This window comes from Bradyrhizobium sp. Ash2021 (assembly GCF_031202265.1).
GTDB lineage: Bacteria > Pseudomonadota > Alphaproteobacteria > Rhizobiales > Xanthobacteraceae > Bradyrhizobium.
The window spans coordinates 254,875-280,505 of sequence record NZ_CP100605.1; the positions used below are offsets into that span (position 1 = coordinate 254,875).

Below are 25,631 nucleotides of genomic sequence, written 5' to 3' on the forward strand. Positions count from 1 at the left end.
GGCGCCCGAGACCCGCGGCGGGTATGATGCAATCAAGGCACTGAGTGACGCACTGCTTGTCGCCCTGCCTCATATTGAGTGGCCATTTGGCGAAATCGAACGCCTAAATGGTCAGAAGCGGCTGAAAGATTGGCACACTCCAGCGATCATCATCGCAAACGTAGTCATCAAGGCGATGATCGAAGCCGGGAACAACGAACCAGGAATAACGAAGATAAAAGTAAGCCCGACACGAGATACAAAAGCGTGGCCCGCTCCCTTGGACCAGTATTCCAGTTGATATCGAGTTTGTGAGCTGCAAGAGCCAAGCAGCTGTTCATTATTGGTTCTGGCGGCACGTCGACAACTTCTTGCGCCGCGGTTGTGAGCGCAAGAAGCTTGTAGACATCAAGATCAACATCCTCGACGGAGTTCGGATACAATTCCTTCAAGGCTTGAGCCAATTGGGTAGTCAGCGCATGACGCCCTCTCGCGCTGAGCTCATGCAGAGCGTTCCGGCCTTGCAAAACTAGTCCCGGGGTGGCATCTAGTCCCGGGGCGGCATCTAACGGAGTTTCTACCGGGCCCACGGGCGTGGCCGTACCAAGCTGCTTTTCAACGCCCTGCGTAGTACAAGGCTCCTCTTTCTCGGACTTGAGCGACTGCGCCTCGGAAACTTCTTCCTCTGGAGCCTCGACCGTGACCGTGACCGTGTCCGTTTCGGTCAAGAAAGGTAAAGCCGGCTCGCCTGGGAGCGCGACGAGAGCACCGAGCTGTTCGGTGAGCGCCGCACTGCCGTTCGCAATTTCGACCAAGCGGCTTTGACCACTGCGCATCGGGCCATCTAGTTCAGCACGCCGCGTCACGGCAGCAGCCAGGTACTCGCGTACAGCTGCATCATAGACCGCCCGCTGTCGCTTCCATTCGTCCGCCAGCGCGCCGAGCTTGGCCGCGATTGAGGCGATTTCAGATGCTTGGTCGTCGGAGAACCTGCGTTCGTTCGCCAGCCCAAACCATGAGCTCAGCTGCACCTTGTCAAAGGCGCCTTCCGCAACGTCGGCGTCCGGAACTACCTCGAGAAGGGCCTTGAACGAAAGTTCAACCTTGAGCGCCGCGCTAACGTTCAGCTCGCTGTGTTGCTTCGCGCGCGCCAAGAGCGCGTTTGCCCGCTCCACAAGATCGGTCGCGAACACAAGATCAGGCCTCTCTGCGCCCGTTAAGCTTGCGAACCATGCTAGCTCTTGAAACCAAGAGAACTCGACGTCCTCGATTGTGCATATTTCCGCCATGTCAGCTTGCTGCGCCGCGTTGACACCGGTTTCAAGCGCGTCAGAGCTATCGCCAATTTTTGGTGACGGCCTGATCAGTCAGGCGGCGGCGGTTGCGGGCTGAGGGGCGGCCAGCTTGGCGGTGACCTCGATCCCGTCGGTGAATTTCACACCGAGAATGATCTTTGGCAAGTGTGCATGTCCGTCGAGCCGTCGCCAGGATCGTTGCGCCCCTTCGACCAGCTTGAATACCATGGCGAGAGCGGTCTTGTTTGAGAGGCAGCCTTTCGATCGGATCGTGCGGTGGCGGACGGTCGCGAAAGTGCTTTCAATCGGGTTGGTGGTGCGCAGGTGCTTCCAATGCTCGGCCGGGAAGTCGTAGAAGGCGAGCAGCAGGTCGCGATCCTTCGTCAGACAATCGACGGCCTTCTGGTATTTCGGCGTGTAGCTTTCGATGAAGGCGTCGAAGGCGACTTCGGCATTGGCCTTGGTCTCGGCCATCCAGATTTCCTGCAGCGCCCGCTTGGCCTTTGGTTGCACACTCTTGGGTAATTTGCCCAGCACGTTCGCCGTCTTGTGCACCCAACAGCGCTGCTCGCGTGCTTTCGGCCAGACCTCGCCGGCCGCTTTCCAGAAGCCGAGCGCGCCGTCGGCGATCATCAGCTCGGGCCGGGCATCGAGCCCGCATCGCTTCAGATCCAGCAGCAGATCGCGCCAATCCTGCGCACTTTCCCGAGCGCCATCGGTGAACCCGACGAGCTCTTTCTTGCCCTCGGGCGTCGCGCCGATCAGCACCAGGATGCACTGCTTTTCATCTTCCAGCCGCGCCTCGAGGTGGATGCCGTCCGCCCAGACGTACACGTAGCGCTTGCCCGACAAATCACGCTTGCGCCACTGGGCATGATCATCCTGCCAGCCGTCCTTCAGGCGGCCGATGGCGCTGGCCGAGAGGCCGGGCGCATCCTTGCCGAGCAAGGCCGCCAGAGCGTCCGAGAAATCGCCGGTCGAGATGCCCTTCAGGTAGAGGATCGGTAGCAGCGTCTCGATCGACTTCGAGCGGCGCATATAGGGCGGCAAGATCGATGGCGAGAAGCGGATGCGGCGGGGATCGCCGGCTGCGGCCTCGCGATCGCGCACGCGGGGCTGGCGCACCGGGACCGCGCCGATGCCCGTCATCACCTCGCGCTCGGGCAGATGACCGTGGCGCACCACGCGTTGGTGGCCATCCTCGGTCTTCAAATCGGCATGCTTGGAAAGAAACCCGGCGACCTCGGCCTCCACCGCCTGGGCGAGAAGGGCACGCGCCCCATCGCGCAAAATGTCGGTGAGTTGGTCGCTGAAAGTTCCTGGCTGAATCAGTTTTACGACGGTATCCTTAGACACGGCATATCGCTCCTTTGGTGGAGAAGTGGAGGCGTTGAACACCCCCACGATATGCCGCCTTCCCGATTCACGCCGTCACCAACTTTGGGCCATAGCTCAACGCGTCATCGCCTTCACCTGTCTCACAAACAGACTTTGCCGGCCACTTCCTTTGACAATCACGCGCGAACCTCATCAGGTCAAGCCAGACCTCCGTATCGTCGTTCCACGTAATTGCATCAGCGCTCAATCGACCACGCAGCACTGCGGCCAAGGTAAAATCCTTGAGCAGCTCCACCTGCTCCTTTGCGATTAGTATCTCAGCGATGAAGGCAGTAACTTCTTCGGCCTTGGCGGCTATTGACAGTTTCCACGGTGCCTACACGCGCGAGGGGCTGATCAAGAAGATGCGTAAGATGCATCCGTATCTCGTCGAGATGGAAAAAATCGCGGCGAAGCGCGGCATCACTATCAGGACTCCGCTGCAGGGTGCAAAGATTGGCCCGTTTACGGTGCTCGCGCCGAGCCGCGAGCGCTACATCAAGCTCATTCCCGATCTGGACAAGACCCCGCCGTCTTACGCCAGCGCGTCCAAAGGCATCTTCGGCTCTTTGGTGAAAGTGGCATCGGACATTGCTCAGAAGGTCTTGGAGCGCCTGGATTTCGAGACACTCGACGATAATCCGCCGGCAACGTCAGCCTCCAACGAGACTTCGGTGGTGCAGTGGGCCTCTTTTGGCAACAAGCGGGTGCTCTTGACCGCGGACGTCGGTCCCGGAGGCCTTGCCGAAGCGGCCGACTACGCCGAGCAAATCAGCCTAATGATCCAGCCGACGCTGGTGCAGATCCCGCACCACGGCAGCCGCCGCAACGTGACGCCGACAGTGCTCAACCGCTGGCTTGGCCCTTATCCCGCCGAAAATCAGGGACATGCCATCGCCTCGGTGGGCAAAAACGCGGACATTTACCCCCGGAAGAAGGTCGCCAACGCGTTCACGCGTCGCGGCTACAAGGTCTACGCCACTCATGGCGGCTGGATCAATTTCGTCCACGAGTACGATAGGCGCGCTGGCATGCAGGACGCCGACGTCATTCCGTTTAGCCCGGATGTCGAAGACGATGATTAAGGTCCTGCCCAAGTTCGACAAGTACACCCTTTACGCACGTCTCTTCCCGGCCGTCATCGCGGCGGCTCCGGCTATTGCACTCGCTTGGATCGTCATCGCCGGCAAGGAAGTCCGGTTGGTGCAGACCATCGCCGGCACCGCCTTGGCGGTGCTGCTGATGGTATTCGCCGATGTCGCCAGGCGCAGGGGCAAGGCGATCGAACCTCGCCTGATCGCACGGATGGGCGGTCTGCCAAGCATCACCATGCTGCGGCACCGTGACCCGACGTTTGACGCGCCGACCAAAGCCCGGATGCATGCGTTCCTGGCAGAAAAGCTGGCTGAGGTGGCCCCGTCCGCGGAACAGGAGGCGGCCGCTCCTGAAGCCGCGGACGGTTTTTACACGCGCGCCGGCAATTGGCTGCGCGAGAACACGCGCAGCAAGAAGAGGTTCGACATCCTGTTCAATGAAAACATCACTTATGGCTACCGGCGCAATCTGTTTGCGCTCAAGTGGCCGGCCTTGATCCTGAATATGCTGATCGTCGTCGGCAGTGCTGTGTCTTTATGGGTGCAACAAGGCCCGCTTGATCTGCTGCCCGTTTTTGTGATCGCCTTCCTGCACGCAGCCTATCTGGCGACCTTCTCAACCCGGTCGGCCCTCGAAGAGGCATCCCGCACCTACGCGCGCCAGCTGCTGCTAAGCACGGAATCGGCAGAACTTCGGAAGCCGCCGCCTGCGGCCGCCAAACCGCGCACCCGCAAGAATAAGGCTGAGGAGCCTGGTCCTCTCGCGACCTAGTCTAGGTCGTGAACATATCAACCGAATAATGGAGAATGGTCTAAAATGGCTGGATGCACAGCGCCAGTAGAAGGCCATCGCTCAGCGAGCGCTGCAGCGAACTGCCCTGCATGCCGTGGCCGCTCTGGTCGCTTCGGCGGCTACAGCAGCTACCGGTCGTACTCGCCCCCGTCCTACTCCTCGTCGTCGACCAGCGGGAGCAGCGGCGGCGGGTCCAGCGGCCGCGTCAGGGCCAGATGGTCGCGAGCCGGCTCGTCCGTGACGTACACGCCTATCGAGGTGCGGGCGCTCACGCCGATCCGCGAGAACGTCGAGAAGCAAGCGTCCCTGGACCTCCGGGACGTCTTTCTTTGCCATGCGTGGGACGACCGGCAGGGGGCCGCCAAGGAACTACACGACCTGCTCGAGTCACGTGGTGTCAAAGTCTGGTTCAGTGAGAAGGACGTTGGCCTCGGCGTGCCGTTGCTCCGCGCCATCGACAAGGGCTTGGCGAACTCGCGGATTGGGATCGTGCTGGTGACCCCTGCGCTGCTGCGGCGCCTCCCAACAGAAGGCATCGCCGACAAAGAACTTTCGGCACTCCTCGCTGGTGAGCGTCTCGTTCCCGTTGTGCACCAGACGACGTATGAAGCTCTCCGCGAAGTTAGCCCTCTGCTCGCCTCGCGAAGCGGCCTGAGCACCGCAGAAGAACCGATGGCAGACGTTGCAGCCAAGCTCGCTGACACGTCAGTCTATCTCCTGCGATGAAGAAAGGCACGACATATCATAGCTGACGTGGGGAGGAGTCTCCCTCACGGCGCAGTTCGTTGTGACATCCTTGCTCGTGTTTCAAGTGCGACACGCCCTAAATTTCTCAACGGTACTGGCGAGGTCGCCTGTGTGCGATGATGTCGAGTGATAATCGGACCAAAACTGGGGCAAATTCACTGTCACCCCTACCGCGCAGTGGCGATCGAACCCGTCTCCGCCAATCGTCTCCTCAAAAACGGGAATTTCTGCATTTGAGGTTGGAGACTTTCGGGAGATTCTCGCCAAAGTTGCCGATTTTTGGATTATTGGAGACGGGTGCAATATGTGAGAATCCCCGCAAATTGCAGGATTTTCGCGTATAAATTGACCACAATCTCAGGTCGAGTGAGTGTGTGGCTGACCTCGGAGGATTCGAACTCGCACATTCCCGATTAGAAAAAGCCCTTTGAAATGTCGGAGGAATTTCCGCACAGTTCCCCGAAATTCGGGGCCGGAGACTTTTGCAGCTGCAAGCTGTATATTCTGGGTACGCACCTGTCTCCGAAATTGGCTTTTTCCGCTAGTTTAGACGGAGCGGCCCGACTGCCCCCATGGGTGGCAGTCGGCCCGACTGCCCCCATGGGTGGCAGTCATATGTGGATGTCGCAGGGCGCTCGGGGCATGTCCGCTTCGCTCTCCAAAGATCCATCGCGGCGATGCCGTCAGCATGGTGCGAAGGAAGGTCTTCCACTCCTGCGACGGCGGGCCCCTCCTCCGCACCAGCAGCGTGATAGGCCAACTCCCCACGAAGCTCGCGCCTCACGTCCACTATCGCGAACACGGGTCTTCACCAATTCGTGTTTTTGTCGCCGTAACAGAACCGGCCGGCAAGCGAACAGGAAAGGCACGCAAACCTGGAGAGCCGTCATGATGTCACGCATTCCCGTCCTTGCTGGTCTTGTCCTCGGTCTCTTCCCAGCCGTCGCGTCGGCGGCCGATCGTCCCGTCGTCGTCGAACTGTTCACGTCCCAAGGATGTTCGTCCTGCCCGCCTGCGAACGCGTTCCTCAACGAGATGTCGAAGGGCCGGGCGGACGTCCTGCCGCTTGCCTTCCACGTCACCTACTGGGATCGACTGGGTTGGAAGGATCCCTTCTCCATGGAAGCCGCGACCTCGCGGCAGGATAGGTACGGGCATCGCTTCGGCGATGGATCCTATACGCCGGAAATGGTGGTCGACGGTTCGGTCGGCCTGGTCGGCTCGGACCGCGAGGCCGTGAACGCGGCGATCGCGCAAGCCAAGCGGGCTCAGGGAGCCGGCGCGGATGTAAGCTTACAGAAGGTCGGAGAAAATGTCGCGATCCGGATCGGATCGGGCGTCGGGAACGGAAAGGTTCTGCTAATCGGCTTCGACCATGAGCATGTCACGAAGATTGGTCGCGGCGAGAATGGCGGGCGCACGCTTCCCGAGTCGAACGTGGTCCGCTCCATTCGTCCGTTGGCCGATTGGGCCGGGAAGCCCCTGCAGTTCGACGAGCGCTTCCCCGACGGGCAGGACGTTGCGGTCGTGATCGAGTCGTCCGATGGACGCATTGTCGGAGCGGCGCGACTGCCCGGTGGCTCGACCTGACCGGAAAACATCCGGGCTAGTCACGAAAAAGTGCCGAACGCCGGCAGTAACCATCCTGCGGCACGCCCGTAACGAGTTCGGCGACATCGTCGCACCAACCCCGTATCACAAGGAGAAACGCTTATGACCATTCGCACCCGCTTTGCGCTCGGAATCTCGGCCGCCGTGCTCTCGTTCGGTCTCGCGCTTGCGCCCGCCGCCTTCGCTCAGGACAAGATGGGCAAGGACGACGCCATGAAGAAGGAAGATTCGATGTCGAAGGACGCCATGAAGAAGGATTCGATGGCAAAGGACACCATGTCCAAGGACACCATGTCCAAAGACAGCACGTCCAAGGATGCGATGTCGAAGGACGACGTGAAAAAGGACGACGGGATGGCGAAGCACTGATCCTCGTCATCCGGATCGACGGCCATGGTGAGGCTTGACCCGGCCCTGACCGTCGATCCATCAATCGAAAACTCGTCGCACTCCATTGACGAAAGCCGCACCGATAGGCATTCTAGAGCAAACGATCTATAACGAATACGTGAGCCGGGCTGATCAGGCTCGAAGCGATGTGTCAGCGGAGGAACCGATTGACGAGGTTGGACGCACCGGTTCTCCGTTCAATTGCAGGTACCGCCGTCAAGCTGCCGATGAAGCGGCCACTCGGCACCAGCGCCAAGAGCATCGACGACGCCTGCCTTCTCTTGGTAGATCTTTTGACCGAGGACGGCGTCGGAGGTCACGCCTACGCCTTCTGCTACCAGCCGTCGATCGCGCGCGCCCTCGTCCCGATCGTGGCGGAGCTCGGCACTCACCTGACCGGCAAGCCCCTGGTCCCGCTGAATCTTGCGCAGGAGATTTCGCGTTATTTCCGGCTTCCCGGCGCCGCCGGACCGCTTGCGATGGTGGCGTCGTCGGTCGACACGGCCGTCTGGGACGCCGTCTCCAAAACGGCGGGCTTGCCCTTGGCGACGTATCTCGGCGCCGGCCTTGGACCGGTCCCCGCCTACAACAGCAACGGGCTTGGCTTGATGTCGCCCGAAGCCGCCGCCGACGAGGCCGAAGCCCTGCTGCAGGGCGGTTTCAAAGCGGTCAAGCTTCGCCTCGGCCGCAGCCATTTCGAAGACGATCTTGCCACCGTCCGCGCGGTCCGGCGTCGCCTACCGGGTCCGGTCCGGTTGATGGTGGATTTCAACCAGGCACTGACGTTCTCGGACGCCATGCGGCATGCCCTCGCGCTCGACGACGAAGGGGTCTACTGGATCGAAGAACCGATCCGACATGACGATTATCGGCACATGGCGTTGATCGCCCAGGCGGCGCGAACGCCGATCCAAATCGGCGAGAATTTCACGGGCCTTCCACCGATGGCGGCCGCGCTGGAGGCAGGCGCCTCCGACTACGTCATGTTCGATCTCGATCGCATCGGTGGCGTGACGGGTTGGCAACGGGCGGCCGGTCTCGCCGCGGCCTACAACCGCGAGGTTTCGTCCCATCTGTTTCCGGAGGTGAGCGCCCACCTTCTGGCGGCGACGCCCGGCCGGCACTGGTTGGAATACGTCAACTGGGCGGACCCGATCCTGCAGGAGCCGCTGCGGATCGAGAACGGGATGGCCATCGTTCCGACCCGCCCTGGCAACGGGATCGCCTGGAACGACGACGTGGTCGCGAAATATCGGCTAACGTGACCAATGGCGGCGCCGGCGATACCGAGGTCTCTGCAGGCTCTGGCCCGGCAGCAATGGCGCGATTACCGGCGGATGGTGCCCGGCTGCGCGTTTGGCGATCCGGGATTCTCGCTCACGCTCGATGATGCCTATACGGTCCAAATGGAAGTCGCCCGCCTGCGTTGCGCCGCCGGCGATGCCGTCGCCGGCTACAAGATCGGTTGCATCGGGCCCGGCGTCGTCATGCAATTCGGGATGAGTGGGCCGATCCACGCACGCCTCTTCCGCAGCGAGATCTGCAGTGGCGGCGATACGCTCCGATACGACGCCTACGCCAACCTCGCGATCGAGGGCGAGATGGCGCTCCGTATCGGCGAAGGCAATCGGATCTTCGCCGCCTTCCCGGTGATCGAGTTGCACCACTTCGTCTTTCGGGCGCCGAAGAAGACGCTCGCCGAACTCGTGGCCAACAACGGCATCAACGCCGGCGCCGTGATCCCGGCGCATCTGGAAACCAAACCGCTCGACCATTGGCTGAACGCGAAGACGTTGTCGGTTTCCGTGAATGGAGTGGTCATCGACGCCGGTGCTTTGTGGGCCATGCCGGGCGGTCCCACCGAGGCTCTCGATTGGTTGCGAAACGATCTCGGTCGCTTTGGCGACGGCTTGAAGCCTGGCGACCTGGTACTTGCCGGCACACCCCTCGGGCTGCATCCCATCGAGCCTGGCGACCATGTCGTCGTTTCCGTCGACGGCAAAGAGTGTGTCGACTGCTATATCGCCTGATGCCGGTGAAGGCCCTCAGCTTAGCGGCGTCATCACCACATCCCGAAAGGGGTGCCGCTCCTTCATTAGATCGTACCACCCTCGCACGTGACGCACCTCGGGGTGAACGGTGTCCAGTTCGTACCAGCGATGGACGGCGACGCCTGCCGGAATGTCGGCCATGGAGAACGCATCGCCGGCGAGAAAACGGCGGCCGGCAAGCCACGCGTCGAGAATCCGCACGGCAGCGAGGGACAATTCCTCGCTCCGCGAGATGACCGCGGGGTCGCGTCTGCTTGGTCGCGTGCGGATCAATTGAATGAACAGCGGGCGCAATGCGGGCCAGAACACGGTGGCCTGCCAATCCATCCATCGCTCCGCGTCGAAGCGCGTCTTAGTGTCTGCCGGGAAGAGAAGCCCCTTCCCGGCCCTGTGCGCGAGATAGCGGACGATGACGTTCGATTCCCATAGCTGGTAATCGCCGTCCTCGATCGTCGGCACGAGCCCATTGGGATTGAGCGCGAGGTAGGCGGCGGTACCGGTGACTCCGAAGTCGTTGCCGGCATCGATCCGTTCGAATTCGAGGCCGAGTTCGCCGCAGCACCAGAGCACCTTCTGGACGTTTATCGAGTTCGCGCGGCCCCAGATCTTCAGCATCGTTGGTATCCTGCCAAGCCGCTCACAGCCGAAGCCGCGAGCAGCCGTCTCATCTTGAAGGTCCGGCGGGCAACTTGTCCGCCAGTACCGAAGGCTGGCGGATCTCCGGCGCTGCGGCGAGCAACTCGGCTGCGTTCGCCATCAAGGCCGCCGCGACCGCGCCGTTGAGATGCGCCGTCCGTCCGCTCTCGACGTCGAAGGCATCGAAGATCGCGAAGGTCGCCTTGTCGAAGCGGACCGCGAACCATGCGACTGTACCGGTCTCGGCCATCACGAGCTCGCGCGCGCCCGCAAGAAAGGCCGCGACATCTTCTTCACGACCGGGTTTCGCCTTCAACTCCACATAGAGTGCAAATTTGGTCATAGGTTACTCCTGCTTTTGCTGTTTCACATGTACCCCGGGCAGATAGAAATTATTCCGCCTCTACAGCGCGGAATGGTCGCGAACGGCCTCGGCGAGCGCGGGCTTGAGGTCGAGGAAGCGTTTGTCGAGCGCAGCCGGATCGTCGCGGTTGAGGGCGATCATCTTGGCCCGCGCCTCGCCGCCCCGAATGACCTCGAAGGCATTTTGCTCGATTCCCTCGATGACGGCGGCAGCGACGGCGCTCGCCGGCTCCCGCACGAAGCCGAGTTCGGGGCCCGCGCGTGACGAACGCATCATCGGCGTATCGGTAGCGCCAGGATAGACCGTCATGACGTGCACGCCCTCTCCCTTCTGTTCCCGACGGAGCGATTCACCGAACTTGGCGAGGCCGGCCTTCACGCCCGCGTAGGTGGCGTAGAAAGGCGCAGCAACAAGCGCGATGCCCGAGGTGACGTTGATGACAAGACCGTCGCCGCTCGCGCGAAGCACGGGCAACATGGCCCGCGTCAGCAGAATCGGTGCGACCAGATCTACCTCGATCATGGCGCGTATCTCGGCTTCGGATGTGTCCTCGAGCCGTCCGGCTCTCACGCCGCCGGCGTTGTTGACGAGCACGTCGAGGCCGCCCAACGCCCTGAGGGTGAATTCAAGCGTTGTCTTGCGCCCTTCCTCGGTGCTTACGTCGGCGGCGACATATTCGACACGGCCGCCCTGACGCAGCCGCTCGGCGGCCTCGCGTAGGACATCGTGCCGGCGGCCCGTAATCACTACATTTGAACCCTTCGCCAGCACCGCTTCGGCAATCGCGTATCCGATGCCGCTGGAACCGCCGGTGATGAGCACCTGCTTACCTTGAAGATTCATGACGATCTCCTGTCGGACGTTCGAGAGATTTCGCGGCGGGACATTCAGCGCGCCGCCTTCGGAAAATTGGAAGGAAACAGGGATCGGCGGGTTTCCTCGTCCACTTCCTTCTTGAAGGCGTGTCCCTTCCCGACGGCACGGGCTTTGGCGACCGCCGGGCGCGCGTCGATCTCCTTGAAGAAACGTTCGAGGTCCGGGAAGGCCGCGAGCGGCGTGGCTTCACCGGGCAGTACGCGCGGGGCCCGGTCCAGCCAGCCCCACGCCGAGATGTCGGCGATCGAGAATTCGTTTCCGACGATGAAGTCGCGCCCCTTCAGATGGCTATCCAGGACCTCGTAATGACGCTCGACCTCCCGGCGGTAGCGGTTGATGACGTAGGCGAGCTTTTCCGGAGCCGCGTGCTGGAAATGTACGGCCTGTCCCGAGAAAGGGCCGATGCCGGTCGCGATGAAGAACAGCCAGGACAGCAGTTCTCCTCTGTCTGCTGCGGCCCCGATCAGACGCCCGGTTTTCTCGCCGAGATAGAGCAGGATCGCCCCGGAATCGAAGACCCGGATTTCCTTGCCACCGGGGCCTTCTGTGTCGACGATGGCCGGTACCTTGCCGTTCGGATTGATGGCGCGGAAGTCCGCCTTGTGCTGCTCGCCCTTGCTAGTGTCGACCGGGATGACCTCATATGGAAGTCCCGCTTCCTCAAGCACCAGAGCGATCTTCGCCGGATTGGGCGTGGGGTGGAAATAGAAGCGGATCATCAGTTTTCTCCCTTTGAAGTTTTTTGAGTGCCGGTGACGGCGGCCAGCAGGACGCCGACGGCCATTCGCCGAGAACCGGGATCGCCAGGGCCGCCGCCGCGGTGACCGGCACGAGAGCGATGATGGCGGCCGCCGCACGTGCCCCGAGCAGTTGTCAATCTGAGTTGAAGTCATCGTGAAGGAACCGGAGGGGCTTGAGCTTGACTTCGCAAGGTTCGTTTTAGATCATACGCTCTAGAACGAAGCAAGCGCTCTTTTGTTCGTATGCTCGTGAGAGCCGGCGGCCGGGCCGTCGGCGGCGTGCGATCAAGCGGCTCGCGAAGATATTTCACACGTGATGTAAGAACCATCACGACGTGTGCTTACGGCGTTTTGAGGAAAGAGCGTATCCGATGACGATGGACATCCGCGCATTGACCTTCGATACGGGAGGCACGCTCCTGAACTGGCATGGCGGCCTCTTGAGCGCGTTCGAGAAGGCCGGCCGCGCCCACGGACTCGGCGACCGATCATGGGCGGAGACCGTCAACGAGTATCGGCGACGCAGCCTGAAGAGAATGGTCGGGGCCATCGATCCCCCCTTCAATATCGACGACGTACATCGAGAGGAGCTTGCCAAGCTCGTCGGCGAGATGAATTTGCCTTTCGGCGCCGAGGAGATGACGCAGATTTCGAATGCCTGGCATTCCTTGGATGCGTGGCCCGATGTCGCCGGCGGCTTGAGCCGGCTTCGCCGTCGGTATTCCGTCGTCGCGTTCACCATCCTGAGCGTGTCTCTCGTGATGGACGCATCGAGGAAAAACCGCATGGACTGGGATTGCATCCTGAGTTGCGAGCTCCTCCGCGTCTACAAGACGAACAAGGAGGCGTACGATATGGCGGCCGAGAAGCTCGCCCTTCAGCCCCGACAGATCATGATGGTGGCTTGCCACAACTTCGACCTCATGGCCGCCCGGGCCGCCGGCTACCGAAGCGCCTTCGTCCGACGACCTTCCGAATGGGGCGTGGCCGGTCCACCCGACCCCACCCCGCATCCAGAGCACGATGTCGTCGCAACCGACCTGGAGGATTTGGCGCAACAACTCGGAGCGTAGGTCGGGCGCCCTATTCTATCGAGCAATAATCGTTATTCGTCGCCTGGACTGGCGCGCTTTCCGGACCGATGCGAGGCTCCCGCGGCCGAACGCTATTTCAGGAATCCCGTGGTGGATCCGGATCCAGAGCCGATGGATGGATGGCCACGGCTTCTCCTTCGATGCGTACGGCCCAATGGTCGCCGGACGGCGCCGCATCGGGATGCCGGTCGATTATAGATCGTTCGCTCCAGAATACCAGCAACTCGAAACTTCGAACGAAGCGCCTGACTCGATCTGCGATCCGGCTTTCAAGCCGCCGCTCTGGATGCTATGCAATTAACGTCACCCGATCAGTCTGTTATCGAAACGAGAAAGGGCCGGAACGAATGGCGAGGCCGCGCGAATTCGACGAAGCGACCGTTCTCGATGCGGCGATCGAGCGGTTCTGGCTGCGCGGTTACGAAGGCACTTCCGTGCGCGACCTGGCGGACGAAATGAGCATCGCGGGCGCGAGCCTCTACAACGCCTTCGGCGACAAGCGGGGCTTGTACGAGCGCGCCCTGAACCGTTACCTCGATCAGACCTTTCGCGAACGGATCCGCCGCATCGAACCGGCCATGCCTCCGCGCGAAGCGATCGGCGCCTTCTTGGAGGAAATCATCAAGCGCTCGCTCACGGACAAGCAGCGCCGCGGCTGTATGCTGGTGAATTCCGCCATCGAGAGCGCCCCTTACGACCCCGACTTCCTGGGCGTCGTGGCGACGTTCCTCGACGAGGTGGAGGCTTTCTTCCGCCGCTGCGTGTCCAAGGGTCAGAAGGACGGCACCGTCACGCGCGACCACTCGGCCGAGGATCTTTCCAAGTCGCTGCTGGGAATTCTCCTCGGCATCCGGGTGCTTGCGCGTGTTCGGCCCGATCGGAAGTTGCTCGAAGGCCTCGTGCGGCCGATATTCGGCCTTCTCGACGATACCGGATCGACCCGGCGTGCAAAGTCTCGTTCGGCCACTGACCCGGTGACGGCGGGCCAGGTGAAGCCGCCGCAGCGCCCGCCAGGGCGATAGCGTCGACGATGCCCGAAAACGGCAAGACGCGATTTGCTGTCCGCCGATTCGTAAGATAATCGACCTTGCGACGTTTTTCGCCTGGCACGCTCGAGCGAAGCAGAACTGAATCAGCAAGTGCGCGCGACGGCCTCACAACTCGAACCAGCGGTCTGAGAGCAGAGTGATCGACGTCGGCAATCGCACGCTACGAGGCGCTTTCGCGTGCTGCTGCGATGGAACGCAGCGCCGAGACGAGATCTTCAGGCGCGAGGCGGCGCCGATAGTCTATCTCCACGAAGGAGAAAACGACACGCCTGTCCCCATCTACTACAAACGTCGCGGGCACCGGAAGTTCCCAGCTTTCGTCACCGTTGATGCCAGGCAGCTCCTTGCCATTCGAACGTAAGGCCGCGCGCAATTCCTCCGGCAAGGAGTAAACCAAACCAAACTTGCGCGCGATCGAATTCCTGACGTCGCTTAGGACAGGGAATTTCAGGGCGTTCTTTTCCGACGTCGACAGCGATTTGTCCGGAAGTTGGGGAGAAATAGCCAGCATCCTTGCCCCAAGGGCTTCGATATCCGGCAATGCCGCTTGATAGGCGCGTAACTGAAGATTGCAATAAGGACACCAGCCGCCGCGATAGAAGGTGACGACCGCCGCGCCGCCTTTCAACACGTCTTCCAGCGAAGTATACGACCCAATGGCATTCGGCAGCGAAAAATCGGGCGCCAAGTCTCCGACTTTCAAGACACCGGATAGCGGGAATTTCGCACGAAGTTCTTCGACCTTGCTGTTGTAGAGCGCCGCTCGCCCCGCAGGGGCGGTTAATTCAAACTCCGCTTTGAAATCTGCCAGATCCTGTTCCAGCCCCATAAACGTTCTCCTGGGTCGCCGGCCGCATGCCAAGCCGCGCACCAAATTATAGAGCGGTCGATCTATAACGACAATCCACTGGTCGTTTAATTCGCAGACGTCGAGCGCTCTCCAGGTGCGCGACCAATACGGCGGTTGTTAGAGCGAAGCGACCCTCCGCGCAAATCCAACACTTTCAACGCGGAGATTGTTTCCTGGAGAGAGTGGGATTCGAACCCAGGTTACAGGTCTGTCTGGACTGCCTCGGCCACCATGCAGTGCATTTATTCTAGCGTCTCCAAGGCGAGTCTCCAGAAAACGGGAGTTTTATTGAATTCGGCTGGAGACTTTCGGCAGTTTTCGTCGAAAAAGTTCGAAAATGGCGCAACTGGAGACTTTCAACAATTAGAAAAGCCCGCCATTGGCGGGCCTTTTTGCCACTAAAGAAGGAAATTCTCTAAGAGTCTGTCCGGGATCATGCTGTTTTTTGACAGAGCTTTCTGAGCATGAGGCGGATTGAGGCAAGGCGCAAGAACGCCAAGGCCTTTCGGTTGAGACACTCCCAATCCTTGGCCAAGCGGCGGCAGCGATTGAGCCAGGCGATGGTGCGCTCGACGATCCATCGCTTGGGCAAGACCGCAAAGCCCTTTGCTGTATCGGAACGCTTGACGATTTCCACGTCGATTTGCCGGAGGATTTTGCGAACGGCGGACTGAAAGATCGGCCCCTGGTAGCCGCCGTCGGCATAGAGCTTCAGCAGGAATGGATGCAGGCCAAACAGAGTGGCCATCACCAACACCCCGCCGTCTCGATCCTGGATGTCCGCCGAATGTACAAGGGCGTGGAGCAATAAGCCCTGGGTATCGACTAGGATGTGGCGCTTCTTGCCCTTGATCTTCTTTCCCGCATCGTAGCCATGCGGGTCAATCCACGCCCCCCTTTTTCCGCGCTCTTGACGCTTTGACTGTCGATGATGGCGGCGCTCGGGCTGGGTTCTCGGTTGGCCAACTCCCGACATTGTACATAGAGCGCGTGATGGATGCGATCGAGCGTGCCGTCCCAAGTCCACAAGTCAAAATAACCGTGCACCGTGCTGCGCGGCGGCAGATCCTTCGGGATCGCTCGCCATTGGCAACCGCTGCTCAGCACATACATCAGACCATTGACCACTTCACGCACATCCACCGTGCGCTTGTTGCCGCCTCGCTTGGCTGACGCAATCAGCGGCTCCACAAACGCCCATTCCTCATCGGTCAAATCGCTGGGATAGCGTAGCCGGCTGCGGTCGTAACGACCGCGGTTCTCTTTCGTCCACATCGGCGCTCCTTCAGATTCGGACCGCCTCCCTTGAATCACAAATGATTCCGATGATTCAACATGTTTTCGGACAGACACTAAAACGCGGACTGCTTGGCTGACCTGGGAGGGATCGAACTCGCACATTCCCAATCGAGAAAGGCCCTTTGAAATGTCGGAGGAATTTCCCCTCTTTTCCCGAAATTTGGGCTTGGAGACTTTTGCAGCCACGAGCTGCGAATTTTGGATACGCATCCGTCTCTAAAATCGTTGGGATTTCTCGGTCAAGCTCCAAATGCCACCGCCGCTGGCCGGAAGCCGTCACACGACCGAACGGCAAAAGCGAATGTCCGCTCACCTCCTAACTGCGGACGTCTCAAAGCGAGGACGGAAGGTCATCTGTGCCAAATTCGGAAGTATCAACGTAACCCTTGTCCAGTTTGCCTCGACGCCGTTAGCCGTCTATTCAGGAGCGTCCAACATCGGCAATGCCTGAGTGCTCGGTCGCATCGAGGGGGCGGCCGGGTTGAGTTCAGTGGACCGCCGTGCGGCAAGTTCGCCGACTGCGTCGAGTACGGGATACGCAACCGAGCAGATATGCGAATGGATGCGCCGGAGGTCGCGCAGCACATCGAGATGCAACGAGGTGGTCTCGATGGTCTCAGGCCGGCCATCGCGCAGCCGATCCAGATGCCGTTCGGTGGCGGCGATCTCGGTATCGCGCAGATGCGCCTTCTCGACCAGTAATTTGCGGGCCTCGTTGACGTCGCCCGACATGAAGATGCCGAACGCGATCCGGAGCGAATCCATCGTTCGCTTGTGGAATGCCGACAGCTCCTCGGCGCCTTCCGGCGAAAATTCGAGCCGGCGCTTGATCTTCTTGATCGCGAGTTCGCTCAAATTCTTGTCGATGATATCGCCGATGTGCTCGAGGTTGATGGTGAAGGAAATGATCTCCATCGCCCGTTGCCCCTCGCGCTCGTCAAGGCTGCCACGGGTCAGTTTGGTCACATAGAGCTTGATCGCCTCGTCGAGGCTGTCGACGCTGTTGTCCATCTTGGAGACCTGATCGACCAGGGCGCGATCGTCGGTCATCATCGCCGCCATCACCTTGCGCAGCATGATTTCGACGTGATCGCCCATATGCAGGGTTTCGCGCGCGGCGTCGGCCAAAGCCAGCGAGGGCGTTTCAAGCGCACTTTCGTCGAGATAGCGCGGCCGCGACGGGTCGGCTTCCCGGACCCGGTTCGGCAGCAGCCTTTTCAGCAGCCGGGCCATGGTGTCGAGTAGGCCAATGAAGATGATGGCCGTTGCGACGTTGAAGGCCATATGAAACTCGGCGGTCAGCTTGGCGAGATCAGGCTGCCAGGCCTGCAAGTGCTCGGTGATCGGCCGCAGGAACGGCGCAACCAGCAGCACGCCGACCAGCCGATTGACGAGATTGCCAAGGGGAAGGCGATAACTGGCAGGATTATCGCGGTGTGCGCCCTCGAACACCGGGTTGATCGCGCTGCCGATATTGGCGCCAAGCACCAGCGCCAGTGCTGCCAACGGCGAGACGAAGTGCGCGTAAGCCAGCGACATGATCAGCAGCACGCTGGCCACGCTCGAATGCACCGCCCAGGTGACGGCCGCGCCGATCACGATGCAGAGCACGGGATCGCCGGTGATGGCGTTCATGAAAACGCGAACGCCGGGCGCATTCTCTGCCGGCGCCAGCGTGTCGAGCAGGATATGCAGCGCCAGCAGCATCAGGCCGAGGCCGATCGAGACCCGGCCGATATCCTTGATGCGCGAGCGCGCGCCGCTGCGGAATGCGACGAGGCCGAGCACGAACAGCACCGGCGCCACCGCGGAGATGTTGAACGACAGAATCTGAACGATCAGCGTCGTGCCGACATTGGCCCCGAGCATGATCGCAAGCGCGGGCACCAGGCTGACCAGGCCTTCCGAGGTAAAGGAGCTCGTGATCAGGGCGGTTGCGGTGCTGCTTTGTAACAGCGCCGTCAAGGCGATACCCGCGGCGAAAGCGGCGAAGCGGTTGTTCAGCGCCTTCGCCAGCAGCAAACGGATATCGGGACCGAACGCGCGCAGAATCCCACTGTGGACCATGTGCAGGCCCCACAACAGCAATGCCACGCCGCCCATCAGGTCGGGAAGAACCATGCTTCCCATGAATGCTCGCTTCCGAATTTGAATCGAACGATCAGGCTATCGGCAACCTCCAGCGGATCAACCTTTTTATTCATAGCCCGGTCGGGGGCGGAGTCTATGTCGGGGCTCCTACCTTCACGGGGGCCAATTGCGGCCTTAATTTCATCTTTAGAATAAGCCCCTATTATAATTGAGGATTCTGGTTTTAGCTGACGGAAATTTATTGGCGAAATGGCAAAGTCCTCAAAGCTGGTAGTCGTAAAACGCGGCAAGGTCCTGTTGGTAAGGCGCAAGCGCGACCGCCTATGGATGTTCCCAGGTGGTCGGAAGCGCGCGCGCGAAAGCCAAAAGGACTGCCTGCGCAGAGAGATCAAAGAAGAGCTTCCAAAACTTCGGCTCGATCGTGTCCGGCTATGGAAAGAAGTGAAGTCCAAGAATCGCCGCTCAGGCAGAAGAATGAGCGATGCAATTTTCGTGGCCAGGAGCGCATCCGGCTCCTTGATAATTGGCGACAAGAAGGAAATCGACAAGGCTGTGTGGCGCAAGCCGCGCGGCATTCGGCTTACACCCACATCTCGCTACATCAGGGATAAGCTATTTCCGACGTCATGAACTTCTTTTAGGTCGATCAAGTGAAGCCAGAGGCTCACTTGCGGTCTGGGTAGAAGGCAGAAGCCGCCATCGCCTCGTGAGACTTCCGATTTGCCTCGGCGAGAACGGACATAGGTCGCCGTGCTCGGCATGTCCGCTTAGCCACTCCTATTGCTCCAAAAAGAACACCGCAGAAATGCTCCGGATGATGAATATGTTGGCCGATGAGTACCGGGTTCGGAGGCGGATTCGGGTCAACATCGAGGACACGGGAGACCACATACACCTGCCAGCCAATTCGTCTCCGCTCAAAGTCTCTCGAAAACGGGAATATCTGCGGCATTGGCCGGAGACTTTCCAGAAATTCTCTTTAAAGTTGCCGCTTTCTGGACCTTGGAGACTGAGGCCTCAAGCACGAATATGCCTATTTTTGCGGGGTTTTCTCTCATTGTTCAGCCACTATCTCTAGTTGAGAGACTGGTTGGCTGGGGCGGAAGGGATCGAACCATTACCTTCCCATTTGCATCGGCGTTGCCAGAAAGCGGTCGGCTCGGCCCGTGAGCAATGATGTTGCTCAGAAATGACTGGCATTCAAGCTTGATCGGAGCGTTGCTGTGGTGGCTTCAAGGGCTCCTGATGCGCGCTTTGAAGGGAGCCCTGCCCGGCTATTTGCCCCAGCAGGGCTGAGGTGGTGCGGCGGACGGCGTCGCGCTCACCTCAGAGGATCCCATGACGAAGCCCAAATCAAAGACCAAGGTTGCTACTCGGCCGGCACCGCGAATCGTCAAGAAAGTCAAATCCCGGCCGCTGGTGGCATCGGTCTATCCAAAAGCCGCAGCTCGACCCGAAACTAAGCACGCGCGCATCATTTCGATGCTCCAGTTATCTGCCGGCGCGACGATTGCATCAATGATGACCGCTACAGATTGGCAGCAGCATTCGGTGCGCGGCTTTCTCGCTGGAGTGGTTCGCAAGAAGCTCGGTCTTAATTTGATTTCCATGCACAGCGAAAAGGGCCGCGTCTATCGCATCAAGGATGGCAAGAGGTCAAGCACCACCGCGGATCGCGCAAAGCAAGTGGCTTGATACGATGCGCGAGAAAAAGCTGGCTAAACGCGTCACGGCGGAAGCGCCGGTTGCAGACGAGATCGCGCACTTGCGCGGTCTCGACGTCCAAGGGTTACGCGCTCGATGGCGGAGCGTATTTCAGCGACCGGCGCCTGTTCATTTGCGTCCGCATCTGTTGTTTTCAATCATCGCCTATCAGATCCAGACCGATCGCTTTGGCGGCCTGGATCACGAAACCAAAAAGCTGCTCGATCGGACAGAAGCGGTTGAATCCGGCTCGACGATGCCGGCTCGACTGATCGCCCTTGACCAAAAACGCAGGGCGCTCACGCCGGGTACGGTGCTGGTCCGAGAATGGAACGAGCAGTCGCAGCGAGTGATGGTTATGGAGGACGGTTTTGCCTGGAATGGTCAGACCTACGACAGTCTCTCCAAGGTGGCGTTCGCTATTACCGGCACGCGGTGGAACGGCCCGCGCTTTTTCGGTTTGAGAGGCAAGGAAGATCGATCGGCCATGGAGAACCGGCTGTGAAAGCCCCTCCTGTCAAACGGGTTCGTTGCGCCATCTACACGCGAGTATCTACTGAACATGGGCTCGACCAGGAGTTTAACTCGCTGGATGCCCAGCACGAAGCTGCCTCGGCATATATAAAAAGCCAGGCCCACGCCGGATGGACGCTGGTCCGCGCCCGTTATGACGACGGTGGCTATTCCGGCGGATCGACAGACCGCCCAGATCTGCAGAGGCTGCTGGACGACATCCGTGCCCGCAAGGTCGATGTCATCGTTGTCTATAAGGTCGATCGTCTGACACGGTCGCTCGCGGACTTCGCCAAATTGGTCGAGCTATTTGACGCGCACGGCGTATCATTCGTCTCGGTAACCCAGCAATTCAACACCACGACCTCGATGGGTCGGTTGACCCTCAACGTACTTCTGTCTGTTGCCCAGTTCGAGCGTGAGGTTACCTCCGAGCGCATCCGCGACAAGATCGCAGCATCGAAGCGAAAGGGTATCTGGGTCGGTGGCAACCTGCCCATTGGCTATGAGATGAAAGACGGCAAGATTGCTGTTGTGGAAGAAGAGGCCGAACAGGTCAGGCTGATCTATCGCCGGTACCTAGAGCTTGGCGGCGTCCGGGCCCTAGCATTACAGTTGCCGTTTTGCTTTGAAGTGGGCTCGCTGAGCGACCGCCTGATGAGCTCTACGCCAGAGTGACCATGCGATGATGTGTGCGGGTTGTATCCGCTTTCGCGCGAGCCTGACGGCAATGCGTCGGACTTCCTGGATCGACCATCGGATCAACGACGGCGTGGCTGTGGTTTGACCCTTGCCGTGGTTCGGCGTTTGGTTTTTTTTGGCGCCGGCGGATTGGCGCGATGGCGGATCACCGCCATCATGGCGAAGGCGAGCATCGCCATGGAAACGTGGCGATGCCAGCCGTGCCAGGATCTGCTCTCGTTGTGGTCGAGCCCGAACTCGTTCTTGGCGGTCTCGAAACTGTCCTCGATTGCCCACCGATGGCCTTCGACCCCCACCAGTGTTTCGATCGATGTTGCCGCTGGGCACCAGGTGGTGAAGAAGGCGAGATCGCCATCGGCGATACGACGACGGATCAGCAGACCGCGTGTCCAAAGGCCCGGATTTTCGTCGTTTGGTTCTCCGGCCAGGTCGGCCAATTCGAGATAGCACCAATCATGCAGCCGCGGTCCTTTGGTTCCGGCCCCTGCTGACAGGCGTTTCCAGTCGGACGCACGCCGCGTCAGGGCGATGTCGGCAGCCGTGCCGGCGACCGATCGACGCTTGCCCCAGGATCGAAATACATGCGCGCTGCTGACCCCCAGGACATAGCCTTTGCCTGCGCGACGCAGTTGCTGTTCAATGTCACCGACACCGTAGACCGTATCGCCTGCAACCCACTTGAACGGGACAGGCGCGGCTATGGCGCGTGCGATCATTCTCGTCGCAAGCTTTGGTTTGGTCGCAAAGCCGGTATCGGGGGGCACGTATGCGGCTTTCAGTCGATCTGGATCGTCGGTCCATTCCTTCGGAAGATACAGCGCGCGGTCGATGAAAGCATGACCGTGGCACGAAACGTAGGCCGCGAAGACGCCGATCTGGCAGTTCGTGATCTTGCCCGCCGAACCAGTGTACTGACGCGCCACGCCGCACGACGCTTTGCCCTGTTTGAGAAAGCCGGTCTCATCGATCACGAGGACCGCGTCATCGTCCGCCAAATGCTCGATGACATAATCGCGGACGATATCGCGCAAGGCATCCGCATCCCAATCCCTGCGACCCAGGATCGCCTGTTGCCGCCATGGACCAGGATCGCCTGCGGCCTCAGCGCGCATCCAACCAGTCTTGCGTTGCTCATCTCCAAGCAGACCTTCCAGAAACAAGCCAGCATTCTTCGCAACACGCTCTTGCCCGAACAATGGACGTATCCGCTTCTTGATCTCCCGAAGCGACGCCGCCCACAACGCAAGCGTCTCTTCAATCGACGCTGTCCGCGTCCACGATGTTCGAATCATGGTTGCCCATGGATTCAGAAAACCTCACAAAAGGCAACTGTATTGCTAGAGCGGGATCTCCGCGACCGGAATTTCCGAACCAAGACAAAGCTCCTCACGACAGGCGCGACCCGCGGTGGAATTCCATTTAGAAGGGGATCGCTGTTCTATTTGCTAAGCAACCACTTCTATGTGGGAGAAGTCAAATTTAAGGACGAGATCCTACCTGGACAGCAGCCCGTTATCATGGACCGAAAATTGTTCGATGCGGTCCAGCAGAAACTAAGGGATCAATGGTCTCACAGGACCGTGACACGGAATGCATCCGATCATCTTCTGACCGGTTTGCTTTATGACGATGTGGGCAATCGAATGGTCCCGACACATGCCACAAAGGCCGGAATCCGGTATCGCTACTATATCTCTTCGCCGCACTTTGACGGAAACTCCAAAACCGCGGCGGTCGGATCGACCTCACGCGTTCCTGCCGCCGACCTTGAAAACGTGATCGTCAAATCGCTGACTGAGCATCTAGGCCTAGGCTAAGTGTCCCCACAGAGATGAAACGGTGTGACGTTTTTTTTGAAGGTCAGGCGTTTAATCCTGACTGGATTCCAACAAGCATCGAAAAGAGCCTTTCAAATGCAAAAATCATCTGAGGAATCGAAAGCGCCGTTCGTTGCTATGACTGACGAGCGTAAACGAGAGGTAGTCGCGCAGCTCACAGACGATGTACTGAGCAAACTCACTGGCGCCTTCTTCGATGTTTGCAAATTCGAGCGCTGGACAAAAAGAGACCTGTCGTCAATTAGCGGTATAAATGAAACCGCCATCGGTCACATTCTGGCCGGCCGCAGGAAAAATCTCACGGTCGAAACAATCGCGCTGCTTGCGCGCGCAATGGGCGCTCGTCCTGAATTGGTCCTTCATGACACACGTCCTACAGGAAACCACGTGTCGCCAGTTCGAAAAGAGGGCGCAGCGGCGCTCTCGCTAGCAGCGAAGCCGGCGGTTCAACGCGGCGCCCGCGCCTTGTCTTCCGCATTCGGTCGGTCGCAATCTGTTTTTCGGACCTCCTCAGATGTGCAGAAGGAAGGTGCGTCAGCGGAGGGCTTCGCTTATGCCCAGCCTGATCTCGAGAAAGAAGCGCCATAATGAACTTAGTCTCCCTAGAGACCGGCAGAACAACGTGGCTTTTTCCAGTAGAGGAAATTCTCCCGCTGGGCGGAGCCGACGGTCCGCGAATAACTGCAGCCATCACCTCCAAGTATAAATTCACACACCCCCCGCGAATCCGACAAGAGAGGATATAGAAAAAAACGGATTGAAGTTTGCCGGCGGCCAAATGATCCGCAACGGCAGTATTGCGAACATCGCCGAGTTCATCGTTTTCAACGATGGGATTGTCGCGGTGTCGATGTCAACGGATGATGCCGAAGCATTTCTCCAAGACATCTACGCGTTTTTGGTCTCAGAGTTCGCGTTTCGTGAGTTCACTTCCGGCGTGAAGAAAATCAACCTGAGTTCAGTTGTGGTCGACTTTGAAACGTCTCTCAACGGTTTTATCCGGGCGCGCAATACAGACTCAGACCTCATTGGAAGGCACCTGAACTCTATCGACGATACTGACTTCCCCGTTGAATTGGCGAGGGTCGATTTCCTGTTAAACAAGGATCCCGAATTCAGGCCGCCGAACGTTCCGCGCTTGACCATCGAAAAGCGGGCGAACACTCAGTTTTCACAGCACAGATATTTCTCTTCGGCTCCCATTCACACAGCAAGTCATTTGGAAATTCTCGAGAGAATTGAGAGCGGCTTAACCAAAGGCAAAAGCTAAGCCCTCAGCGGCACCACGTCGTCCCTTTTTCGCCGCTCGCACGATGCCCCGCCATGACTCAGGGAAGGCCGCTGGTGCGCCTTTGCCGTTTTGGGCTGTGGGTAGCGGTAGGGACGGTTTGACGAATCCGGGGCGGCCTGCCCCACGAGCGGCAGCGGCTCCAGTCCGTTCCGACCGGCTACCCGTTGGGCGATTGCCGGAGGTCGTGCGTTGGAGCGAAAGAGTTTTTACGGCACGTCACCGGCCTTTCTCGAACCGCCGGCGCTATGAGGCGCGTTCCAAAAATATTGCCGGTTGCCCGTGGCCGCTTCCGCATATTGATCGATCGACACAATGATCGCCTGGACATGGTGGTAACACCAGCCCTCGCGCGGGGCTAATCGCCGGACTTCGGCCAGCGCTTTAATCCACGGCGGATTGTCGGTGGCATTGTGGTCGTACCAGTTCACCATTGGCGGCCACCTAGCACTTTTCCCTTGGTCGGACCTGGTTGTTCTTTTTTCAGCCGGTCCCGTTCGGCACAGAGCGCGTCGACGTTGTTGAGCATCCGATCCAGCAAGGCCTCGGCAGAAGCCGTTGGAATCCCGGCCCTTTGCAGTTGCCTAATCTCGCCACGCTGGCGGTGGACCTGGACGCGCATGCGTTCGATCTCGGCCCGAATGTGTTCGATGTCCGGCATATTGCGTCCCTGCGAAGTCAGGCTGTATAAGAGAACGAAATGAGAACAAAATTCAAGCCGCTAGGTTTAGCGGGTGATCGGACCAGCGCCCCGAAAAGCGGGGTCGGGCTATAAAATCTCCCGTGTGGGGCGCGATAATCGCTACGACGGGTCGACCGTCAGCATCACCGGGGCGGGGTAATCTGGAAACATGGCGACTCACTGTCTAGTCGAACTTCTTGGCAAAAATTGACGCCGTGAACCGGCTTGAGAGCATCCACAAGGACCTACTGATGCGCCTGCTCGGTTCCGCTGTCCTGGTGATGGCCATGGTCTGGACTGGCGCCGTGCCAGCTCGGGCTCAGACCTATGATTCAAGCTCCCCGGTTTGCCTCCAAGTTTACAGCATTGATGGCAGCTCCATCGCATGTGGGTATAAGTCGCTGGCTGAGTGTACATCGACCGCGTCAGGACGTGCCGCCCAATGCTTCGTCAACCCCTATTTCGCGCAATCTCAATTGCGTGGCAGGGGCCACCCAGTATTGAAACCACCCCGGCGGCCGCGACGGAATTCTCGATGAACCGCCCACAGAAGATCACCTTCGGCGAA

27 protein-coding genes and 2 pseudogenes are annotated in these 25,631 nt (G+C 59.7%); 17 read left to right on the forward strand and 12 right to left on the reverse strand.

The features are described from left to right. Window positions 1–167: 167 nt before the first annotated feature. Together NL528_RS46215 and NL528_RS46220 are read right to left on the reverse strand one after the other, a co-directional pair. Window positions 168–1,268, reverse strand: coding sequence for a hypothetical protein (locus NL528_RS46215; protein ID WP_309185481.1), 1,101 nt, complete (start codon window positions 1,266–1,268; stop codon window positions 168–170). Window positions 1,269–1,346: 78 nt separating this feature from the next. Then, complete coding sequence (locus tag NL528_RS46220) at window positions 1,347–2,630, reverse strand: IS256 family transposase (RefSeq protein WP_309176722.1); 1,284 nt, start codon at window positions 2,628–2,630, stop codon at window positions 1,347–1,349. Between the two features lie 263 nt (window positions 2,631–2,893). Between NL528_RS46220 and NL528_RS46225 the strand changes: the two genes are divergently transcribed. The 7 genes from NL528_RS46225 (at window position 2,894) to NL528_RS46255 (ending at window position 9,316) form a co-directional block, all read left to right on the forward strand. Further along, a complete protein-coding gene (locus NL528_RS46225; protein ID WP_309185483.1) occupies window positions 2,894–3,736 on the forward strand; it encodes a hypothetical protein in 843 nt (280 codons plus the stop codon). Continuing rightward, a complete protein-coding gene (locus NL528_RS46230; protein ID WP_309185485.1) occupies window positions 3,729–4,517 on the forward strand; it encodes a hypothetical protein in 789 nt (262 codons plus the stop codon). Before NL528_RS46225 ends, NL528_RS46230 begins: the two co-directional genes overlap by 8 nt. A gap of 45 nt (window positions 4,518–4,562) precedes the next feature. Next, window positions 4,563–5,264: a toll/interleukin-1 receptor domain-containing protein gene (locus NL528_RS46235; protein ID WP_309185486.1), complete on the forward strand. Its 702-nt coding sequence runs from the start codon at window positions 4,563–4,565 to the stop codon at window positions 5,262–5,264. A 909-nt stretch (window positions 5,265–6,173) separates the two neighbouring features. After that, on the forward strand, window positions 6,174–6,875 hold the full coding sequence (locus NL528_RS46240) for a DUF1223 domain-containing protein (RefSeq protein WP_309185487.1): 702 nt from the start codon (window positions 6,174–6,176) through the stop codon (window positions 6,873–6,875). 123 nt (window positions 6,876–6,998) lie between these two features. Beyond that, window positions 6,999–7,265 (forward strand): pentapeptide MXKDX repeat protein, encoded by a 267-nt coding sequence (locus NL528_RS46245; protein ID WP_309185488.1) that lies wholly within the window; start codon window positions 6,999–7,001, stop codon window positions 7,263–7,265. A gap of 248 nt (window positions 7,266–7,513) precedes the next feature. Then, a complete protein-coding gene (locus NL528_RS46250; RefSeq protein ID WP_309185489.1) occupies window positions 7,514–8,551 on the forward strand; it encodes an enolase C-terminal domain-like protein in 1,038 nt (345 codons plus the stop codon). A 3-nt stretch (window positions 8,552–8,554) separates the two neighbouring features. Continuing rightward, window positions 8,555–9,316 carry a fumarylacetoacetate hydrolase family protein gene (locus tag NL528_RS46255; protein ID WP_309185490.1) on the forward strand — a complete coding sequence of 254 codons (762 nt, stop codon included), beginning with the start codon at window positions 8,555–8,557 and terminating at the stop codon, window positions 9,314–9,316. A 15-nt stretch (window positions 9,317–9,331) separates the two neighbouring features. Here NL528_RS46255 and NL528_RS46260 read toward each other — a convergent pair whose 3' ends face one another. The 4 genes from NL528_RS46260 to NL528_RS46275 are packed head-to-tail and all read right to left on the reverse strand — an operon-like array spanning window position 9,332 to window position 11,932. After that, entirely contained in the window at window positions 9,332–9,952 is a 621-nt protein-coding gene (locus NL528_RS46260) for a glutathione S-transferase N-terminal domain-containing protein (protein WP_309185491.1), read from the reverse strand. Between the two features lie 49 nt (window positions 9,953–10,001). Beyond that, complete coding sequence (locus NL528_RS46265; RefSeq protein WP_309185493.1) at window positions 10,002–10,316, reverse strand: antibiotic biosynthesis monooxygenase; 315 nt, start codon at window positions 10,314–10,316, stop codon at window positions 10,002–10,004. A 60-nt stretch (window positions 10,317–10,376) separates the two neighbouring features. Continuing rightward, a complete protein-coding gene (locus tag NL528_RS46270) occupies window positions 10,377–11,180 on the reverse strand; it encodes an SDR family NAD(P)-dependent oxidoreductase (protein ID WP_309185494.1) in 804 nt (267 codons plus the stop codon). A 44-nt stretch (window positions 11,181–11,224) separates the two neighbouring features. Next, complete coding sequence (locus NL528_RS46275) at window positions 11,225–11,932, reverse strand: glutathione S-transferase C-terminal domain-containing protein (protein WP_309185495.1); 708 nt, start codon at window positions 11,930–11,932, stop codon at window positions 11,225–11,227. Window positions 11,933–12,324: 392 nt separating this feature from the next. Between NL528_RS46275 and NL528_RS46280 the strand changes: the two genes are divergently transcribed. Continuing rightward, window positions 12,325–13,026: a haloacid dehalogenase type II gene (locus tag NL528_RS46280; RefSeq protein WP_309185497.1), complete on the forward strand. Its 702-nt coding sequence runs from the start codon at window positions 12,325–12,327 to the stop codon at window positions 13,024–13,026. A 368-nt stretch (window positions 13,027–13,394) separates the two neighbouring features. Beyond that, entirely contained in the window at window positions 13,395–14,069 is a 675-nt protein-coding gene (locus NL528_RS46285) for a TetR/AcrR family transcriptional regulator (protein WP_309185499.1), read from the forward strand. Window positions 14,070–14,256: 187 nt separating this feature from the next. On the opposite strand, the gene NL528_RS46290 is transcribed toward NL528_RS46285, so the two are convergent. The 3 genes and pseudogenes from NL528_RS46290 to NL528_RS46300 all read right to left on the reverse strand — a co-directional run bounded on the left by NL528_RS46290 (window position 14,257) and on the right by NL528_RS46300 (window position 18,375). Further along, window positions 14,257–14,925 (reverse strand): peroxiredoxin-like family protein, encoded by a 669-nt coding sequence (locus NL528_RS46290; protein ID WP_309185500.1) that lies wholly within the window; start codon window positions 14,923–14,925, stop codon window positions 14,257–14,259. Window positions 14,926–15,379: 454 nt separating this feature from the next. Next, window positions 15,380–16,455: pseudogene (locus NL528_RS46295) on the reverse strand (IS5 family transposase). 207 nt (window positions 16,456–16,662) lie between these two features. Further along, on the reverse strand, window positions 16,663–18,375 hold the full coding sequence (locus NL528_RS46300; RefSeq protein ID WP_309185501.1) for a Na/Pi cotransporter family protein: 1,713 nt from the start codon (window positions 18,373–18,375) through the stop codon (window positions 16,663–16,665). Window positions 18,376–18,585: 210 nt separating this feature from the next. Between NL528_RS46300 and NL528_RS46305 the strand changes: the two genes are divergently transcribed. The 4 genes and pseudogenes from NL528_RS46305 to NL528_RS46320 all read left to right on the forward strand — a co-directional run. Next, entirely contained in the window at window positions 18,586–18,966 is a 381-nt protein-coding gene (locus NL528_RS46305; protein WP_309185503.1) for an NUDIX hydrolase, read from the forward strand. A gap of 708 nt (window positions 18,967–19,674) precedes the next feature. Beyond that, the gene (locus NL528_RS46310) at window positions 19,675–20,031 is read left to right on the forward strand and encodes a DUF3489 domain-containing protein (RefSeq protein WP_309185504.1); all 357 of its coding nucleotides are present in this window, start codon (window positions 19,675–19,677) and stop codon (window positions 20,029–20,031) included. A 4-nt stretch (window positions 20,032–20,035) separates the two neighbouring features. Then, window positions 20,036–20,545, forward strand: a complete 510-nt coding sequence (locus NL528_RS46315; RefSeq protein ID WP_309185505.1) for a DUF2924 domain-containing protein — start codon at window positions 20,036–20,038, stop codon at window positions 20,543–20,545. Continuing rightward, a pseudogene (locus tag NL528_RS46320) lies at window positions 20,542–21,171 on the forward strand (recombinase family protein); the annotation flags it as partial. The gene NL528_RS46315 and the pseudogene NL528_RS46320, both read left to right, overlap by 4 nt. A gap of 143 nt (window positions 21,172–21,314) precedes the next feature. On the opposite strand, the gene NL528_RS46325 reads toward NL528_RS46320, so the two are convergent. Further along, entirely contained in the window at window positions 21,315–22,547 is a 1,233-nt protein-coding gene (locus NL528_RS46325; RefSeq protein ID WP_309176838.1) for an IS701 family transposase, read from the reverse strand. Between the two features lie 42 nt (window positions 22,548–22,589). On the opposite strand from NL528_RS46325, the gene NL528_RS47465 reads away from it, so the two are divergent. The 3 genes from NL528_RS47465 to NL528_RS46335 all read left to right on the forward strand — a co-directional run bounded on the left by NL528_RS47465 (window position 22,590) and on the right by NL528_RS46335 (window position 24,363). Next, window positions 22,590–23,072 carry a recombinase family protein gene (locus tag NL528_RS47465; protein WP_375144126.1) on the forward strand — a complete coding sequence of 161 codons (483 nt, stop codon included), beginning with the start codon at window positions 22,590–22,592 and terminating at the stop codon, window positions 23,070–23,072. 96 nt (window positions 23,073–23,168) lie between these two features. Beyond that, the gene (locus NL528_RS46330; protein WP_309185507.1) at window positions 23,169–23,681 is read left to right on the forward strand and encodes a helix-turn-helix transcriptional regulator; all 513 of its coding nucleotides are present in this window, start codon (window positions 23,169–23,171) and stop codon (window positions 23,679–23,681) included. Window positions 23,682–23,850: 169 nt separating this feature from the next. Next, window positions 23,851–24,363 (forward strand): hypothetical protein, encoded by a 513-nt coding sequence (locus NL528_RS46335; protein WP_309185510.1) that lies wholly within the window; start codon window positions 23,851–23,853, stop codon window positions 24,361–24,363. Window positions 24,364–24,590: 227 nt separating this feature from the next. Here the strand turns inward: NL528_RS46335 and NL528_RS46340 are convergent, their stop codons facing one another. Together NL528_RS46340 and NL528_RS46345 are read right to left on the reverse strand one after the other, a co-directional pair. Then, a complete protein-coding gene (locus NL528_RS46340; protein WP_309185511.1) occupies window positions 24,591–24,815 on the reverse strand; it encodes a hypothetical protein in 225 nt (74 codons plus the stop codon). Continuing rightward, on the reverse strand, window positions 24,809–25,042 hold the full coding sequence (locus NL528_RS46345; protein ID WP_309185513.1) for a hypothetical protein: 234 nt from the start codon (window positions 25,040–25,042) through the stop codon (window positions 24,809–24,811). Before NL528_RS46345 ends, NL528_RS46340 begins: the two co-directional genes overlap by 7 nt. A 308-nt stretch (window positions 25,043–25,350) precedes the next feature. Between NL528_RS46345 and NL528_RS46350 the strand changes: the two genes are divergently transcribed. Beyond that, window positions 25,351–25,602, forward strand: a complete 252-nt coding sequence (locus NL528_RS46350; RefSeq protein ID WP_309185873.1) for a DUF3551 domain-containing protein — start codon at window positions 25,351–25,353, stop codon at window positions 25,600–25,602. The last annotated feature ends 29 nt before the right edge of the window (window positions 25,603–25,631 follow it).